This window comes from Chthoniobacter flavus Ellin428, from assembly GCF_000173075.1.
GTDB classification, from domain to species: domain Bacteria; phylum Verrucomicrobiota; class Verrucomicrobiia; order Chthoniobacterales; family Chthoniobacteraceae; genus Chthoniobacter; species Chthoniobacter flavus.
In genome coordinates this window covers 1-17,271 of sequence record NZ_ABVL01000034.1, presented here as the reverse complement: position 1 = coordinate 17,271, position 17,271 = coordinate 1, and the positions used below count along the sequence as shown (strand labels likewise).

The 17,271-nt window shown below is 61.1% G+C and carries 14 protein-coding genes and 1 pseudogene; 6 read left to right on the top strand and 9 right to left on the bottom strand.

The window, feature by feature from the left end:
- Window positions 1-17: 17 nt before the first annotated feature.
- The 3 genes and pseudogenes from CFE428DRAFT_RS41450 to CFE428DRAFT_RS29595 all read right to left on the bottom strand — a co-directional run bounded on the left by CFE428DRAFT_RS41450 (window position 18) and on the right by CFE428DRAFT_RS29595 (window position 4,965).
- On the bottom strand, window positions 18-230 hold the full coding sequence (locus tag CFE428DRAFT_RS41450) for a lipid-binding SYLF domain-containing protein (protein ID WP_420196903.1): 213 nt from the start codon (window positions 228-230) through the stop codon (window positions 18-20).
- A 496-nt stretch (window positions 231-726) separates the two neighbouring features.
- Window positions 727-3,732, bottom strand: a pseudogene (locus CFE428DRAFT_RS29600) (efflux RND transporter permease subunit); the annotation flags it as partial.
- 60 nt (window positions 3,733-3,792) lie between these two features.
- Window positions 3,793-4,965, bottom strand: coding sequence for an efflux RND transporter periplasmic adaptor subunit (locus CFE428DRAFT_RS29595; protein WP_006983403.1), 1,173 nt, complete (start codon window positions 4,963-4,965; stop codon window positions 3,793-3,795).
- A 609-nt stretch (window positions 4,966-5,574) separates the two neighbouring features.
- Here CFE428DRAFT_RS29595 and CFE428DRAFT_RS29590 point away from each other — a divergent pair.
- On the top strand, window positions 5,575-7,347 hold the full coding sequence (locus CFE428DRAFT_RS29590; RefSeq protein WP_006983402.1) for a phosphoenolpyruvate carboxykinase (GTP): 1,773 nt from the start codon (window positions 5,575-5,577) through the stop codon (window positions 7,345-7,347).
- A gap of 45 nt (window positions 7,348-7,392) precedes the next feature.
- Here CFE428DRAFT_RS29590 and CFE428DRAFT_RS38510 read toward each other — a convergent pair whose 3' ends face one another.
- From CFE428DRAFT_RS38510 to CFE428DRAFT_RS29570, 4 genes are all read right to left on the bottom strand, one after another.
- Entirely contained in the window at window positions 7,393-7,776 is a 384-nt protein-coding gene (locus tag CFE428DRAFT_RS38510; protein ID WP_042726077.1) for a hypothetical protein, read from the bottom strand.
- Window positions 7,777-8,087: 311 nt separating this feature from the next.
- The gene (locus CFE428DRAFT_RS29580; RefSeq protein WP_006983399.1) at window positions 8,088-9,716 is read right to left on the bottom strand and encodes a LamG-like jellyroll fold domain-containing protein; all 1,629 of its coding nucleotides are present in this window, start codon (window positions 9,714-9,716) and stop codon (window positions 8,088-8,090) included.
- Window positions 9,713-10,261, bottom strand: a complete 549-nt coding sequence (locus CFE428DRAFT_RS29575; RefSeq protein WP_006983398.1) for a sigma-70 family RNA polymerase sigma factor — start codon at window positions 10,259-10,261, stop codon at window positions 9,713-9,715. Before CFE428DRAFT_RS29575 ends, CFE428DRAFT_RS29580 begins: the two co-directional genes overlap by 4 nt.
- Window positions 10,262-10,309: 48 nt before the next feature.
- Complete coding sequence (locus tag CFE428DRAFT_RS29570) at window positions 10,310-10,669, bottom strand: hypothetical protein (RefSeq protein WP_006983397.1); 360 nt, start codon at window positions 10,667-10,669, stop codon at window positions 10,310-10,312.
- Window positions 10,670-10,824: 155 nt separating this feature from the next.
- Between CFE428DRAFT_RS29570 and CFE428DRAFT_RS29565 the strand changes: the two genes are divergently transcribed.
- The 3 genes from CFE428DRAFT_RS29565 to mazG all read left to right on the top strand — a co-directional run bounded on the left by CFE428DRAFT_RS29565 (window position 10,825) and on the right by mazG (window position 13,396).
- A complete protein-coding gene (locus CFE428DRAFT_RS29565) occupies window positions 10,825-11,682 on the top strand; it encodes a DUF6576 domain-containing protein (protein ID WP_006983396.1) in 858 nt (285 codons plus the stop codon).
- A 54-nt stretch (window positions 11,683-11,736) separates the two neighbouring features.
- Window positions 11,737-12,465, top strand: a complete 729-nt coding sequence (locus CFE428DRAFT_RS29560) for a DUF2270 domain-containing protein (RefSeq protein WP_006983395.1) — start codon at window positions 11,737-11,739, stop codon at window positions 12,463-12,465.
- Between the two features lie 124 nt (window positions 12,466-12,589).
- Window positions 12,590-13,396 carry a nucleoside triphosphate pyrophosphohydrolase gene (gene mazG / locus CFE428DRAFT_RS29555; protein ID WP_006983394.1) on the top strand — a complete coding sequence of 269 codons (807 nt, stop codon included), beginning with the start codon at window positions 12,590-12,592 and terminating at the stop codon, window positions 13,394-13,396.
- Window positions 13,397-13,399: 3 nt separating this feature from the next.
- Here mazG and trpC read toward each other — a convergent pair whose 3' ends face one another.
- Complete coding sequence (gene trpC / locus CFE428DRAFT_RS29550; RefSeq protein WP_042726083.1) at window positions 13,400-14,179, bottom strand: indole-3-glycerol phosphate synthase TrpC; 780 nt, start codon at window positions 14,177-14,179, stop codon at window positions 13,400-13,402.
- A gap of 181 nt (window positions 14,180-14,360) precedes the next feature.
- Between trpC and CFE428DRAFT_RS29545 the strand changes: the two genes are divergently transcribed.
- Window positions 14,361-15,638, top strand: coding sequence for an N-acetylmuramoyl-L-alanine amidase (locus tag CFE428DRAFT_RS29545; protein ID WP_157447683.1), 1,278 nt, complete (start codon window positions 14,361-14,363; stop codon window positions 15,636-15,638).
- On the opposite strand, the gene upp is transcribed toward CFE428DRAFT_RS29545, so the two are convergent.
- Window positions 15,602-16,261, bottom strand: a complete 660-nt coding sequence (gene upp / locus CFE428DRAFT_RS29540; RefSeq protein ID WP_006983391.1) for a uracil phosphoribosyltransferase — start codon at window positions 16,259-16,261, stop codon at window positions 15,602-15,604. The genes CFE428DRAFT_RS29545 and upp overlap by 37 nt on opposite strands.
- A 78-nt stretch (window positions 16,262-16,339) precedes the next feature.
- Between upp and CFE428DRAFT_RS29535 the strand changes: the two genes are divergently transcribed.
- Window positions 16,340-16,936, top strand: coding sequence for a L,D-transpeptidase (locus CFE428DRAFT_RS29535; RefSeq protein WP_006983390.1), 597 nt, complete (start codon window positions 16,340-16,342; stop codon window positions 16,934-16,936).
- Window positions 16,937-17,271: the final 335 nt, after the last annotated feature.

The window sequence follows — 17,271 nt, the reverse complement described above, 5'->3', positions numbered from 1 at the left end:
CAACGGATGAGGTTCGATCACCTGGGATGGATTTGGGTGATTTTCGAGCCCTGGAGTCCGAGACCACCCATGAGCCCCTTTTGATTGAAGAAAAAGGCGTAGATCCCGCTCTTGAGGTTGGTGGTGTTCAAGGAACCGGCCGTGCCCCGATCCACGACGACGAGACTTGGGGCGCTGCCAAGTTCCCAACCACCCTGGCGATGCAGGTGCCCCATCGCACGGCGATTCATGAAAAACATCGCGTAGCCGAATCTTTGCAGGCCGACCTGGAGGCCGTAGGAAGCGGCCACGGTGTTGTAATAGCCGAGGGTGCCACTCTGCGAAAGCAGCGCGCCTTCGCCGTGCTGCCCACCGATGATGAATCCGCCCTTGGTAATGCTCGGAAAGACGAGGACGGCGACGGATTGCCGGCCGACTTCGCGCGCTTTCGCGTTGTTGGAATAGAGACCGCGGAGGGCGGAACGCGCGGCGGAACTGATTTGGACAGCGCTCGAGGCGTGGGCGCTCGTGGGTAGTGCGGTGGTGATGCCGAGCAAGAGAGCTGCGGCGGTGAGGATGCTGAGGTACTTCATGGTGGGCTTTGTGGGGGTTTTGGTTTCTGTCTGTGGTGCCCGTTTGGGCAGGTGGGGTGGTTAGTGCGGCGCGGGGGGCGCGGGGGCGTCGGCTTTCTTCGCATGTGGTTTTCCGCCGGTGAGGTTTTTCCACGACGTAAAAGAGCACCGGAATGAGGAAGATGGCGATGAAGCTGGCGGCCATCATGCCGCCGATGACGACGTAGCCCATGACCTGCCGCGAGAGCGCACCGGCGCCGCTGGCGCGCGCGAGTGGGAGGCACCCGAGAATGAAGGAGAGCGAAGTCATCAAGATCGGGCGCAGCCGCAGCTTCGCCCCTTCGAGCGAGGCTTCGACGAGGCTCAAGCCCTCCTGGTGTTTCATTTTGGCAAACTCGACAATGAGGATGGCGTTTTTGGCCGCGAGGCCGATGAGCATGACGAGCCCGATTTGCGCGTAAATGTTGTTTTCATAATGGCCGCACATCAGCCCGCCGAAGGCACCGCAGACGGCGACCGGCACGCCGAGCAACACACTGAAGGGCAGGCTCCAGCTTTCATACTGCGCGGCAAGGATGAGGAAGACGAAGAGCAGCGACATCGCGAAGATCGCGCTCGACGACACCCCTTCCTGTGCCCGCTTTTCCTGATAGCTCATGCCCATGTAGGCAAAGCCCATCTCGTTCGACATCGTGGCGTGAAAGACTTCCTCCATCGCGCGCATCGCCTGGCCGGAGCTGTAGCCGGCGGCCGGCGTAGCGTTGATTTGCGCGCTGCGGTAAAGGTTGTAGCGCATCGTGAATTCCGGGCCGCTGATCGGCTTCGAGTTCATGAGCGCGCTGAGCGGGACCATCGCGCCATTCTTGTTTTTCACGAAGAACTGCCCGACCTGATCGGCGCTCGTGCGGTAGTCGCCCTCGGCCTGCACGAAGACCTGCCACTGCCGGCCGAAGCGGTTGAAGTAGTTCACAAAGTAGCTGCCCATGAAGGTTTGCAGCGTTTGATACACGGCGCTCAGCTCGACGTTTTGCTTCAGCACCTTGTCGCGATCCACGTTGATGAAAACCTGCGGCACTGCGGGCGAAAACATCGGCGTGACGCTGGCGAGTTCCGGTCGCGCGCGGGCGGCGGCCACATACTTCATCACGTTTTCCGCGAGCACGGCGACGTCCCGGCCCGCGCGATCCTGGAGCATGAAGGTGACACCGCCACTGGTGCCGATGCCGGGAATCGCCGGCGGCGAAAAAGCGAACGCCTGCGCGGCGGGGATTTTGGAAAAGGCCGCGTTCACATGCTTCATGATGGCGGCGTATTGCTCCCCGGGCGCCTTGCGTTCGGACCATCCCTTCAGCGAGACGAAAAAGATGCCGCTGTAAGTCGTATTGACGCCACTGAGGAAGTTGAGGCCGGTGACTGTCGAGTAATATTCGACGCCGGGTGTGTTCTTCAAAATCTCCTCGCACTGCTTCATCACTTCATCCGTGCGCTGGAGCGACGCAGCGTCGGGCAGGATGATCTGCGCGAAGAAATAGCCCTGGTCTTCCTCGGGCAGGAAGCTGCCGGGAATGCGTTTGCCAAGCATTCCGGTGAGCACCACCACGCCGCCCAGCAGGAGCACGGCGAGGAGCGATTTGCGGATCAGGAAGTGGCAGCCGGTAACGTAGCCGTTGGTCGCTACACCAAAGGCGCGGTTGAACCAATCGAAGAATTTTTGCAGCAGCCCTTTACTCTTTTTCTTCGGCCTCAAAAGCATCGCGGCGAGCGCGGGCGAGAGCGTGAGCGCGTTGATGGACGAGATCAGAACCGAGATGGCGATGGTCAGCGCGAACTGTTGATACAATCGCCCGGTAATTCCGGGAATGAAGGCCGTCGGTACGAACACCGCCGCGAGCACCAGCGTCGTGGCGATGACCGGACCGGTGACGTCCTTCATCGCGAGCAACGTCGCTTCCCGCGGCGAGAGCCCGCGATCGATATGATGCTCGACCGCCTCGACAACGATGATCGCGTCATCGACGACGATGCCGATCGCCAGCACCAGTCCAAAGAGGGAGATCGTATTGATCGTGAAGCCAAACATCGGGAAGAGCGCGAAGGTGCTGACCAGCGACACCGGAACGGCGAGCAGCGGGATGAGCGTCGCGCGCCAGCCTTGCAGGAAAAGAAAGACCACGAGGATGACCAGGAGGAGCGCCTCGGCGAGCGTGTGCTGGATTTCCACCATGCCCTCGGTGACCGCGAGCGTGGTGTCGAGACAGACCGCGTAACCGAGATCCGCGGGGAATTTCTCCGCCAGCTTCTTCATCGTCCGCTTCGCGCCGTCCGCGGCGGCGACCGCATTTGAGCCGGGCAGCTGATAGAGTGCGACCAGCGCGGCGGGCTTGCCATTGAGCCGGCCGACGATCGCGTAGTTCTGCGCGCCGAGTTCGATCCGGGCCACGTCTTTCACGCGCATCATCGAGCCGTCAGCGTTCGCGCGCACCACGATCTCGCCAAACTCCTGCGCCGTTTGCAGACGCCCCTTCGCGCGCACGGCATAGGTGAACTCCTGCCCCTTCGGCACTGGCTCGCCGCCGATGGTGCCCGCGGGATTCACCGTGTTTTGCGCCTGCACGGCGTTGAGGATTTCCGGGATCGTGAGACCGAGTTTTGCGAGCTGGTCGGGCTTCACCCAGATACGCATCGCGTATTGCCCGGCGCCGAAGACGGTCACGCTGGCGATGCCCTTCACGCGGGTGAATTCATCGCTCAGGTTGATGTTCGCGTAGTTCGCAAGGAAGATGTTATCGTAGGTGCCCTTCGGCGAATAGAGCGCGAACATGATGAGCGGTGACGACGTGGACTTTTGCACCGTGACGCCGAATTTGTTCACGTCCTGCGGAAGCTGCGACGACGCCTGATTCGCGCGCATCTGCGAAAGAATCTGCGCGGTGTTCACGTCGGTCCCGACCTCGAAGTTCACCGTCAGTTTGAGCGTGCCGTCGTTGCCATTGACGGACTGCATGTAGTTCATGTTGTCCACGCCGCTCATCTGCTGCTCGATGGGCGTGGCGACCGCCTGCTCGACGGTCAGCGCGTCGGCGCCCGTGAAGGTGGTCCTCACCTGGATTTCCGGCGGCACGATGTCCGGGAACTGCGCGACCGGCAGGCTCAAGTAGGCGGTGATGCCCACGATCGTCATGACGATGGAGATGACCATCGCGACGATCGGGCGGTTGACGAAGAAGGAAGACATGGCGCGTTATTTCGCTTCCGCCTTCGGCTCGGCAGTCGATGGCGGCGCCGGCGGCGTCCACGCTTTCGCCGCGACCGGCACGCCGGTGCGCACTTTCTGAATGCCCTCGACGATCACTTTCTCTCCGGCCTTCAGCCCCGACGTGATCACCCAGTCCGTGCCGACGCGCGCGCCCGCCTGCACGGGCCGAATCTCCGCCTTTCCATCCGCGCCGACGATCGCGAGCTGATAGCTGCCCTGCACCTCCGACACCGCGCGCTGCGGCACCACGACAGCGTCTTTCAGAATCTCCGCGACGATCCGCGCCCGCGCGAAAAACCCCGGCCGCAACACGCTGCCTGGATTCGCCAGCAGCGCGGTGATGAGGATCGTCCCCGTGGATGGGTCGACCTGCCGATCGATCGAAAGCAGCTTCGCCTTGTGCGGAAAAATCGAGCCGTCCGCGAGGATCAGCTCGATCGTCCCCGCCCGCTGCTCGATGGGAACCGCAAGCGCCTCCTGAGCGCGCGCGTGCGCCAGGAGGTAGTCCGCCTCGCTGACCGGAAAGAGAATCTTCACCGGATCAAGCGTGGACACTCGGGTGAGCACAGTGCTCGCTGGCGTACCCACGAGATCGCCCACCTGCGCCTGCGCGATGCCCACAATGCCTTCGACGGGCGAGGTGACCTTGCAGAAATTCAGGTTCAATTGCGCCTGCTCGACACCCGCCTTGAGCGCCTCGACCTTCGCGAGGTTCGATTGATTGAGCTGCGTCTTGTTGATGTATTCCGTCTCGGAGATCACCTTTTTGTTGAACAGCTCCTTGTTCCGATCCGCCTCCGATTGCGATGCGAGTTGCACCGCCTTGCCCTGCTCGAGCTGGCTCTTCGCCTCGGCCAGCGCCGCTTCGAAGGGCCGCGGATCGATCTCGAAGAGCAAATCTCCCTTTTTCACCAGGGCGCCCTCCTGGTAATCGCGCTTCATCAGGTAACCCGTGACCCGCGCGCGAATCTCTGCATTCTCCGAACCATCGAGTGTGCCAATCCATTCACGATACACCGGGACATCGCGCGCCTCGGCCGGGGCCACGAGTACGTCGGGAGGCGGCGGCGGGCCGGCGGCCTTCTCTTTCGAATCGCACGCCGCGATGGCCAACAACGAACCAATCGAAATGCAGAGATGACGGAGATTCATTTTCATGGCGTGACGAAGAGCGGCGCGCGGTGCGCATCCCACCAGGGCAGCCGAGAGCCCCTGGACCGAAGATGTGCGCGCCATTTTGTTCATGGGATGCGGCGAGAGAAAAAAGCCTGCCTATTTACCGCGAAAGCCGCCCACCGGAGTATAGGACCTAAGTCTCATAGTGGGCCACGTGTCGGTCAGTTCGGGAGCCACAACCAAAGAGGTTGGATTTATTGGCGTATGGTTCAGCGGGCCGAACAGCCTGAGAGACTGTGAAATAAATTCGCTTCTATTCGCGGGTCATTCTGAGCGGAGTGGAGGGAGTCTAACGACCGGAACGCAGTCGAAGAACCCCGTGGAACAACCAGCGATGATCTCTGGTAAAGCGGCGGGGTTCTTCGACTGCGTGCTCCGCCACCTTACCACCGGAGCACTCCGCTCAGAATGACACGCAAGGAGGGCGCGAGTGATTTCGCGGATTAAAGAATCCGCCGCCCCTTTCAATCCCTGAAATCTGAAATTCGCGGTCAAAAAATTCCTCGTGGACCTGCGCGATTTTCCAAATAGTGCTGCGGCAGTGGCAGCCGCCTTGCCATTGGCGGCGCGGGGCGCGATGCTCCATCCGCTATGGAAACGAAGCAATTCGGCGTGCAAGCGCCCGCGAACGAAGTCCTGCTCCGATGGGTCGAACAGGTCCGCACGTTGGTCACTCCCGATCAAGTTTTCTGGGTCGATGGCTCCGAGGAGGAAAAGCAATTTCTGACCGGACGCGCCGTCCAGCAAGGAGTGCTGATCGAGCTCAATCAGGAAAAGCTGCCCGGCTGCTACTATCACCGCTCGAATCCCAACGACGTGGCCCGCGTGGAGCAGTCGACTTTCATCTGCACGCCAGGGAGAAAAGGCGCCGGCCCGACGAATAACTGGATGGCCCCGCGCGAGATGTACGACAAGCTCTACACCCTGCTCCGCGGCGCCATGGTCGGGCGCACGATGTATGTCATCCCCTATCTCATGGGACCACCCGGTTCGCCGCTGACCAAGGTGGGCATCGAGATCACCGATTCCATCTACGTGGTGCTGAACATGCGCATCATGTCCCGAATGGGGAAGATCGCGCTCGATCAGCTCGGCACGGGCGACGAGTTCAACCGCGGCATCCACAGCGTGCTCGATTGCCAACCCGAGCGCCGCTACATCGCCCACTTTCCGCAAGACAATACGATCATCAGCGTCGGTTCCGGCTACGGCGGCAATGTGTTGCTCGGGAAAAAATGCCTCGCGCTGCGCATCGGCAGTTATCTCGGACGCATCCAGGGCTGGATGGCGGAGCACATGCTGATCCTCTGCGTCGAATCGCCCGAGGGCGAGAAGACGTATGTGGCCGCGGCTTTTCCCAGTGCCTGTGGCAAGACGAACTTCGCCATGCTCATTCCTCCGAAGGCGTTCCATGGCTGGAAGATCACGACCATCGGCGATGACATCGCCTGGATGAAGCCGGGCCCCGACGGGCGGCTCTACGCGATCAATCCCGAGACCGGTTACTTCGGCGTGGCGCCGGGGACGAATCGTAAGTCGAACCCGAACGCCATGGACTCGATCTCGCGGGACACGATCTACACGAATGTCGCCCTTGCACCCGATGGCACGGTGTGGTGGGAAGGCCACGACGATCCGCCGCCCGCCGGTTTGCTCGACTGGAATGGCAACCCGTGGACACCTGATTCATCCGAGAAAGCGGCCCATCCCAATTCGCGCTTCACCGCGCCGATGAAGAACAATCCGGCGCTGGCCTCCGAGGTGCATGATCCGCACGGCGTGCCCATCAGCGCGATCATCTTCGGCGGTCGCCGGGCCAGCACCATGCCGCTCATCTTCCAGAGCTTCAATTGGATCCACGGCGTGTATCTCGGCGCGACCATGGGCAGCGAGATGACCGCGGCGGCCGTCGGAGGGGTCGGCCAGGTGCGCCGCGACCCGATGGCGATGCTGCCCTTCTGCGGCTACAACATGGGCGATTATCTCAACCACTGGCTGGGCATGCGCGAAGGCATCACCGATCCGCCGCGCATCTTTCACGTCAATTGGTTCCGCAAAGACGGCAGCGACAAATTCCTCTGGCCTGGCTTCGGGGAAAACTTCCGTGTGCTGCGCTGGATCATCGACCGCACCCGCGGCCGCGCCCGGGCGAGCGAAACGTCCATCGGCTGGATGCCGCGCTACGAGGAGTTCGACTGGACCGGCCTCGATTACTCCCGCGAGAAATTCGCGCAATGCATGAAGATCGACGCCGCCGAATGGCAGCGCGAACTCATCTCGCAGACCGAGCTTTTTCTGCTGCTCCACGATCGCTTGCCGAAAGAGCTGATCTTCCAGCGCGAGTTACTGATCTCGCGGTTGTAGGGAGGAAGCGCTTCGCGGAAAAACAAATTTGTATTCCGACATTCGTCAGTACCGCCGCCAATCCCAATAGGGATCGTGGAAGTGCGGGTCGTCGTCGTACCAGACCGGCGCCTGGCTGGGGCTGAACATTCCCGGCGTCGCCAGCAGATAACGCGTCACACCCTCGGGAACGCCCGATTGTTTCAGTCGCGCCACATCGTTGGCGTCCAGCTTATAGACGTAATAAGTCGGCTGCAGGTAATGCACAATAAACGGCCCCGGCACTCCACGATGTGACAATTCGATGATCTCATCCAGCGCCAGCGGCTCGTGACGCATCATCTTGTCGTACAGCGCCCCGGAGATGTGATGATCCTGCAGCAATTCGCGGTCGCGGCGATAGAGCGTACATCCGGTAAACGCAAGAGCCACCAAGAGGAGAAGGATCAATGGGCGGGGCATACGAGACCGTATGGCAGGCCAATTCCGGCAGCAAGAAGCGAGACCAAAACCAGAGCCGATCCGGTCTAAGAGACTGTGAAAAAGGGCCCGCGAATCACGCGAATGACACGAATGGAGTGTTTTTCATTCGCGTTATCTGGGTGATTCGCGGGCCAAATAATCTCGCTGCCGCTTTCTTTCACAGTCTCTAAGCCGAGACACCCATGGCGCAACGGGGGCAAACCAGAGCCGAGGCTTGGCGAGACGCCCATGGTGCTGCGGGGGCAAACCAGGAACCAGAAACTAGAAACCGTCCCCCCCTACTGGGCCGCCAGCATTTCCTGCGTCGCCGGCTTGTTCTCGCGCATGAGGTGCCGGATTTCCTGGGGGGTGAGCGCGGCATCGGCGATGAAGAGTTCATCCAGCGAACCGCGGAAACGCGCGCCACTGGCGTCATCGACCGGGCGACCGATCCATAAGACATCCTCCGCGAGACTCGACGCCTCAGCGCCTTTGGCTCGTCGGTTGGTGTGCTTGTAGGAAGTCGTTTCCAGCCGCCCGTCCACATATTGCCGCAACTGCAATCCACCTTCCCTCTCGCCCTTTTCCCCCTTTACCTTCGGCGAGAGAACAATGGCGAGATGATGCCAGCGACCGTCGCGCAAGGCGATGCTGCCGATGATGCTGTTGCGCCCCGCATCGGTCCGCAACGCCCCCAGCACTCCGAGGTTGGGATTGCGATTCCAACCAATCTGCACGCTGCGCCCCGCATTCCCGAGCGGCCAGGCCAGCATCGCCTCGGCATCGGGGAGTGAGGCATCGGCCGGGACATTCGCCCAAAAAGCCACGGTGCGAGCCGTCCGCTGGCGGATACCCGGGAACGCCGCGCGGGCAAAGCTTCGTCCGTCCAATTGCAAAGCACCATGCACCCGACCGTTGCCGTGCGCCTCCATCAGGTCCGATGCCGAGGGCGCCTCCAATTTCGCCTCGAACCCCGCGGCACTGGCTGCCGCAACGTCACCGGTGGATTCATCGAACGACCAATGCACATAATTCACCGGTCGGGACATGCGCTCGAACGCGACCTTGCGCATGAATCTCTCGAGTTTCGCCTCGCGGTCGCGCACCTCGGAACCACCGGCGTGCGCAAAGCGTCGTGCCTGCTTTTCCCTTAGCACCACGGGGCGTTCTTCATTGCCCGACGCATCGCGAGCGGTCGTCTCGACCGCACCTTTCAAGACAAACACTTCCGTCGCCCCACCTTCATCGGCAACCATGCTGAACTCCGTGCCGAGATCCACCACGTTGACGCTCGGATTCGACACGCGAAATCCAACCGCTTCCGTCGGCACGTTGGCCTTCAGCGTACCCCGCTGCAAAACCGCTTCCCACGCGGAGTCCAGGTCGAGCGAAGCCGGACCTTCCAGCGTCACCTGCGCGCCGCAGTCAAAGGTGATCTCCGCAAAACCCGCATCCAGATTGATCCGCTGTCCGCGGTGCAATTCCTCCCCGGGCTGCAGCGCAGTTCCCGACCAATGGCAATCCTTCGCGCCCGAGAGCCGGGCTACGCTCTCGTCGTTCTCCGCGGATGCGTCCGCGATTTCCGCGCCGTCCGCTTTTTTGGGCTGACGGTCGGACGTCCAGCCCAGCCAAAACGCGAGCACGATCGCTGCCGCGGCCGCCAGCGAACCGAATGTCCAGATCCATGCCGCCGGTCGCACCACCCGCGAACTCACGGCCGGAATATCCGGCGCATCCGCCTGCATTTCGCCGGCGTATTGCATGAGACTGGAGGAAAGCGCGAGGGCCCGCACATAAAAGCGACGGGCCTCTTCCGAGGTGCGCAGCATCTCCTCCAGGCGCGCTTTCTCCGCATCGGTGATGATGCCATCGACCAGCGCATTGCAGAGCGCGTTCAGCTCCAGCAATTCCGGATCACTCAGGTTCATGCGGCCCCCTCCACGGAAAGTTGATTGCTTACACAATCGTGCAGCAGCTTGCGAATGCGCCCGAGCGCCTTATAGGCCGCCTCCAGCGAACGCCCCGAGCGTTGCGCCGCCACTTCAACGCCACTTCCTGGCTCGTAGCGCGTGAGGACCAGTTCCCGATCGCGCGCATGCAGTTTCTGCAGACAATGGGCCAGCGCCTCGTGCCGCGCGCTCACCTCGGGAATCATCTCCGCCGCGGTCTGCGCCACGGCATCGACCACATCCTGATCGAACACCACCTTCGCGCGGGCGAATTTCTGCCGCGCCCGTCGCACTTCCCAATAGGCGATCTGGCAGGCCCAGGCCACGAAGTCGGTGCCTTCCTTGAACTGCTCGAACTTCTCGCAAACCACCACGCTGGTCTCCTGCAGGATGTCCTCCGCGTCGTGCCGATCTGGAACCAGCGTATAGATATAACCGAAAATCCGACGCTGATGCTGGGTCATGAGCCGCATCAATTGCTTGTTGCGGTCGAGGCCGGCGGCAGCGTCGGATTCGGGATTCATCAAAGTGGGAGTCTACCGCACATCAGGCGCGGCGAAAACAGGCCGTGCTCAGTTGGCGGTGCTGGTGTTGGTCGTGGGGGTCGGGGTCGAAGGTGTGCCGTTCTTATTCTTCTTCTTACCACCTTTGCCGGCCTGAATCGCAGCGATTTCGGTGTCGTCGAGCTTGCCATCCGCGTTGGTGTCGAACTGCTTGAGCGGGCCGTTCGGGTCGGCGGCATAGGCCTTCTTTACCGCGTCGACTTCATCGCCATCGATGGCGCCGTTGCCGTTCTTGTCATACTGCGCCAGGATCGCCTTTGCGGCCTTCTTGGCGGCTTTCTTGTCCGGGTTGCCGCCGGCGTGGACGGAAGCCGGGACGGCGAGAGCGAGAAGGCCGGCAGCGCAAAGGAGGAGAGTCGTGGATTTCATTGAGGTAGGAATCGTGATTTGAGGGTTACAGTTTCAATCGGGTAACAGCACGGCCGGGTGGAATTAGGACACGGGACTTGAATATTTTCCTCTTTTCGATGAGCCCCCACGGGAGATTTGCGGTCCGCCACGCAAACGGTTATCTCTTATCTTGCATGGCCCGCTATAATTCCAGCCCGACCCTTCCATTGGGACAATGGAACAATTTTCCCATTTATCTCACGACGATTCTCAGTGCCGCAATGGGTCTTGGGCTGATCGGAACGGCGATCATGAACGCCACCGCACCGCAATTTCTGCGGCTCTTCGTTTTTGCCATGCCGCTGGACCCACCATGGTGGATTTGGCGAGCCATCACCTACGTCCTGATCTCTCCGGTCTCTTTTTTCAGCCCCTTCGCCATCCTTTTCTTTTATTGGGTGGCTGTCGGCATTGAAACTCATCTCGGCCGGGTGGTGCTGACCCGTCTGCTTGTGCTTCTCGCGCTAACGCCTCCGGCGGTCGCGGCGGTCTGGTGGTGGGGATTCGGTCATTCTTCGCTCCTCGATGGCTATTACATGCTCATCGGCGGGCTCATCGTCGCCTTCGCCACCCTGTATCCAAATGCGGATGCATGGAGTTGGATTCCTTTCAAATGGCTGGCTTTCGCCTGTATCGCCTGTGGCACTTTCATGATGCTCGGCGAAAAGCACTGGTTCGAGATCGCTCAGCTCTGGAGTTCCTGCATCGTCGGATTTCTCTACATCCGGCAGGCGAAGGCCGTCGAATACGACGACTACGAGTCGCCGATCAGGCGCTTGAAACAGTTTTTCCGTCGCAAACCCAAGTTGCGGGTCCTGCCCTCGCCTCGCACCTCCGCCTATCGAGCAGCCGCCGCTGTCAATGAACCAGATAGCGAGCTCGATACCCTGCTCGATAAGATCGCCAAGTCCGGCATCGACAGCCTCACGCCGAAGGAAAAGGCATCGCTGCAAAAGGCCCGCGAGGCTCTGATCCGCAAGGACCAGCACTGAGCGTCCGCGTTTGCGCCTCGACAGCCGAACCGTGGCGCGCTCCCATATTCAGCCATGAGCGAAGAGCCCAGTGCGCCGCCGCCCCCCGCACCTCCGCCGGAATCCAAATCGGCCACCGCCCCTCACTTCGACAGTAGCTATGTCACGGCCATGGCCCATTTCTACCGCGGAGAAATCTCGCGGATCATGGCCTGGCGCGCGCGGCTCGACCCGACCACAAACTGGGCCATCACCGCGACCTCGTCGATTTTTACCGTGGCATTTTCGTTCGAGCGTGTGCCGCACATCATCTTCTTTTTCAATCTCGCCATCGTCTGGATCATGCTCTGGATCGAGGCGCGGCGTTACCGTTTCTACGATGCCTTTCGCGCCCGGGTGCGCATGCTCGAGGCGCATTTCCTCGTGCCGATCGTCGCACAGAATACCACGTTGCTGCAGGGCGAATGGCAGAAGCTGGTCTGCGAGGATCTGCTGTTGCCGTCGTTCAAGATCAGCGCGTTTGAAGCCGTCGGACGACGCCTGAAACGGAACTACGTTTTCATTTTCATGATCATTCTCGTGGCCTGGGTCACGAAGATCTTCCTGCATGCCAGCCAGCCGATCACTTCCTTTGCGTCGTTCTACCAGGCGCTCGCCATCGGCACCTCGATTCCGAGCTGGCTGGTGGCCATCGTTTTCGTCGGCACCTTTATCAGCGTCATCGGGATCACGGTCTACATCGCACGGAATACGACGGGAGAAATCTCCGAGTTCGGCGCCCACCGGTCGCTGTGGCGAATTTGAAAACTGAGCATTTGAGGATCGAGCATTTAAGATTGCCGCCGCGCAGCCGCATCGTCTCGCCCATCCAACGCCGAAGGCCATTCTTCCAAATGTTCAATGCCAAATGCTAGATGCTAAATCTCCCATGCCCAATCCCGCCCACGCCGCCGCTCTCGACAATTCCCAGCCTCCTATCCAGCAACTCTGCGCTATCATGGCGGCGCTGCGCGCGCCGGATGGATGTCCGTGGGATCATGAGCAGACGCACGAGAGTCTGCGCGCGGGGTTGATCGAGGAAGCGTACGAGGTGGTTGAGGCGATCAACCAGAAAGACGACGCGAATCTTTGCGAGGAACTCGGCGACCTGCTGCTACAGCCCATCTTTCACGCGCAAATCGCGACGGAGGAGGGGCGGTTCACCTTCGACGACGTGGCACGGAGCATCGTGGAAAAATTGTTGCGGCGGCATCCCCATGTGTTCGGTGAGGATCGCTGCGCGGATTCGTCGGAAGTGCTCAAGAAATGGGACGACATCAAACGGGTGGAAAAGGGCGACAAGGCGACCTCGGCGCTCGATGGCGTTTCCGGCGGGCTGCCGGCTTTGATGCGCGCGGAAAAGGTGCAGAAGAAAGCCGCCCGGGTGGGTTTCGACTGGAGCGAAGCGGCGCCGGTCGTGGCCAAGATTCGTGAAGAACTCGCCGAAGTCGAAGCAGAGGTGGCGCAGGGCGCAACCGCGAAGATCGAAGAAGAAATCGGCGATCTGCTTTTTTCCGTGGTGAACCTCGCGCGCAAGCTCAAGGTCGACGGTGAGACCGCGCTGCAAAGCGCGACGGACAAATTTTCCATGCGCTTTCGGAAGGTCGAAGCACTCGCCCGCGAACGGGGCATCGCGATGGACAAGCTTAGCCTCGCGGAGCTGGATACGCTCTGGGACGAGGTGAAGCGCGGATAGGAACTACTCCACGTTCAGCAATTCCTTCACCTGCCCAGCGATGTCGCCGGTGCGCATGAGGCTTTCTCCCACGAGAATCGCCTGGCAACCCGCGGCGTGAACGCGGCGGGTATCCGCCTGGGTCTTGAGACCGCTCTCGCTCACCAGCGTGACACCGTCTGGCACTTCCTCACTGAGCTGTTCGGTGGTGGCGAGGTCGACCTCGAAGGTCGTCAGGTTGCGGTTGTTGATGCCGATGAGTTTCGCCCCAAGATCGATCGCCCGATCGAGCTCCTCGCGCGTGTGCACTTCCACCAGCACGTCGAGCTGGCAGAGGTCAGCGGTCTTGTAGAGCGCCTCGAGCTGCGCCTGCTCCAGCGCGGCGACAATGAGCAGAATGGCATCGGCGCCGGCCACGGTTGCTTCGAAAATCTGGACATCGTGGAGGATGAAATCCTTGCGCAGGCAGGGCAGGCCCACCGCGGAACGCACTTTCGTGAGATACGTGAGATGGCCTTGAAAGTACTGCTCGTCGGTCAGCACGGAAATGGCGTGCGCCCCAGCCTCTTCATACTGTCGCGCGATCGCCACCGGGTCGAAATTCTCCGCGATGACCCCGGCGCTCGGGCTGGCCTTCTTCACCTCGGCGATCAGCCCCAGCGCATCCGAGCCGCGGTCCAGCGCGGCGGCAAAAGGGCGGAAATCATTGCGCTGCAAGGCGGCGGCACGCAGGTGGTCGAGGCGCGGCAACAGCTTCGCGATTTCGGTCTCTTTGGTATCGAGGATTTTTTGCAGGCGATTCACAGGGATGAGTTTGAAGGCAGAATATCCAGTACGGAAAGGCAGAACATCCAACATCCAACATCGAATGAAAGACAGAACATCCAACACCCAACACCCAACATCCAATCGAAGAGATCCGCCGCGCAAACGCTCGCGCTATTGGATGTTGGACGTTGGGTGTTGGATGTTGGATGTTCCTCCGGTGATTCTCCCTCGCCCCCTTCTCCTGCTGGCGCTGCTGATCGCCGCCGTCCCCGCGTTTGCCCAACGCCTCAGTGCCCTTGCCCCCCAGCCGGATTGGTCACAACTCGAGGCCTTCCAAGAAACCATCACCCACGATGAATTCCTGCGGTTGCTCGATCATGTCTACGCGCCCAATGGTGCGGCCAAGGGAGTGATCGATGTCGAAGCCGATGCCGCAGTGATCAAGAAGACGCTAACGCCACCCACGGAATTTCGCCTGCTCTTCGCCAGGGACATTGCCTCCGTGAAAGCGGCACCGCGTTTTTGGCGCACGGCTGCGGAACTCGGTGCGCCGCCGGAAGGGCAGCCGCTGGCCGGGCTCAAGATCGCGCTCGATCCGGGACATCTCGGCGGCAAGTGGGCGCAGATGGAAGAACGCTTTTACCAGATCGGTGAATCGCGGCCGGTCACCGAGGGCGACATGACCCTGCGCGTGGCGAAGATGCTCGTGCCGAAGCTTCAAGCGCTCGGCGCGCAGGTCTCGATGGTGCGCGATTCGACTGAACCGGTGACAAACGAACGTCCGGAGACCTTGCGCGACGCCGCCCGCGAGGAACTGGCCAAAGAAGGCGTCACTTCGCCGCGGGAAACGTACAACGGTATGAACGACCCGGGCCGCGGGGAAACCGTCCAGTCGAAGAGCGAATTGCTCTTTTATCGGATTAGCGAAATTCGCAAGCGCGCCGATCTGGTGAACACGCAGCTCAAGCCCGACCTCGTGGTCTGTCTGCACTTCAATGCCGAAGGTTGGGGCGATCCGTTGCATCCCGATTTCGTGCCGCGCAATCATCTGCACCTCATCGTCAATGGCTGTTACTCCGCCGGTGAATTACATTTCGACGACCAACGGTTTGAGATGCTGCAGAAGCTGCTCAGCGGGACCTTTGTCGAAGACCTGGCAGTGTCCGATCAAATGGCCGGCGCCGTGTCGGCGGCCACGAAACTCCCGCCCTATGCCTATACCACGGGCAATGCCATTCGCGCGGCGGAGAATCCTTACATCTGGGCGCGCAATCTTCTCGCCAACCGGCTCTACCATGCGCCGGTGGTCTTTCTGGAGCCCTACGTGATGAACAGCGAGATCATCTGGGAACGCGTGCAGGCCGGGGATTACGAGGGCGAACAGATGCTCGGGGGAGAGCCTCGGCCGAGTATCTTCCGCGAGTATGCGGATGCGGTCGTGGAAGGGCTGCGGGATTATTATGCGAAGACGCGGGCCGCGGCCGTCCCGAAATAGCGGTCCCCGGCATTCCCAAAACCGGGGACGACATAGGACTGCTCATTCATTCCGGGATCGATGGCTGCCGTGTAAATCTCCACGTCGGGATGCTCGCTGCGCAAGTGCGCCAGGCCTTGCGGGCAGCTCACCAGGCAGACAAATCGGATGGATGTAGCGCCGGCCGCCTTGAGTTGCGCCATCGCGCCCGCGGCGCTGAAACCGGTGGCCAGCATGGGATCGAGAGCGATGACATCCGCTTCGGCCAGGTGCGCGGGCGCTTTGAAGAAGTAACTCTCCGGACGGTGCGTGGTCTTATTCCGCGACAGGCCGATGTGCGCGACGCTCGCATCCGGCAGCAGGTCGAGCATGCCCTCCGCAAGACCGAGGCCGGCACGCAGAATGGGAGCGACGATCACCGGACGGACGAGGGTGCGGCCTTCGCAGGGGGCGAGCGGCGTCTCGATGCGAACCGGCCGAGTAGTCAGTGTCCGAGTCGCTTCGACGACCGCGAGCGCGGACAATTCCTGCAGCCGTGTGCGGAAACCGGCGGTGTCCGTGCGGGCATCACGCAACTGGGTAAGCTTGACCTGCACAAGAGGATGGTCGATCAGCGTGACACCGTCAGGAAGAGGAGCGGACATGGCGTCATGCTGTCGAAGTGACGTTACTTTGTCACTCGCCAGGCGACATTAGGCGCGGGGTTTGCTATAGTCAGCCGCGTGCGCTTCCCCGTCGTCCTCTTTTTTGCCTCCTGCGTCGCCGCTCGAGCGGTTGCCCCATTGGCTATTGATATCGACCTCGGCCTCCAAAAGGCCTTTCTGCTGCAGGACGGGAAGGTCGTTTACGAATCGCCGATCTGCAGTGGCCGACCGGGGCATCTCACCCCAACGGGCGATTTCCAGGTGTTGGAGAAGGATGAGAACCATCTCTCCTCGCTTTACGGGAGGATCGTGGACACCAACGGCAAAACGCTGGTCCGCGATGCGGATGCGGATATGTCGGTCCCCAAGGGAGCGAAGTTCGTGCAGGCGCCGATGAAACATTTTCTGCGGTTCGATGGAGCCACGGGGTTGCACTCGGGGTATTTGCCGGGATATCCGGCGTCGCATGGATGTGTGCGGATGCCAGAGGTCAAGGCAGAACTGTTTTATAGCATTGCCGAGGTCGGGACGCCGGTAAAAGTCCATGGGACACCGCCGGCGCGACCAGAGCCGGAAAAGCCGAAGGTTGCGGCGGCTCCGGCAGCGACTCCGGCTCCAACGCCCCCGCCGCACAAGTGGTGGCAAATTCTCCAACACACGCCGCCGCGGGAATAGGACGGGGCTGCCTGAGCCGGGCATTGGCTCCCTTCGACGCTTGCGTTTTGGAGCGCGGCGCTGCTGCGCCGCTTTGAGATGACGGCTCCCGACCTTTATCAGCGGGTGCTTCTCAGAACGATCGCATTGAAAAGCGGCGCAGCAGCCTAAGCATTACCCACATCTCAAAAAGACTGCGGATGGGGCCCGCGAATCACGCAGATAACGCGAATGGGGAGGATTTTATTCGCGTGATTTGCGTGATTCGCAGGCACTTCTTCTCTCCGCGGGACCTTCAAAAAAGATGTGGGTAATGGTTAGGCAGTAGCGCCGCACTCCAAAACGCAAGCGTCTCT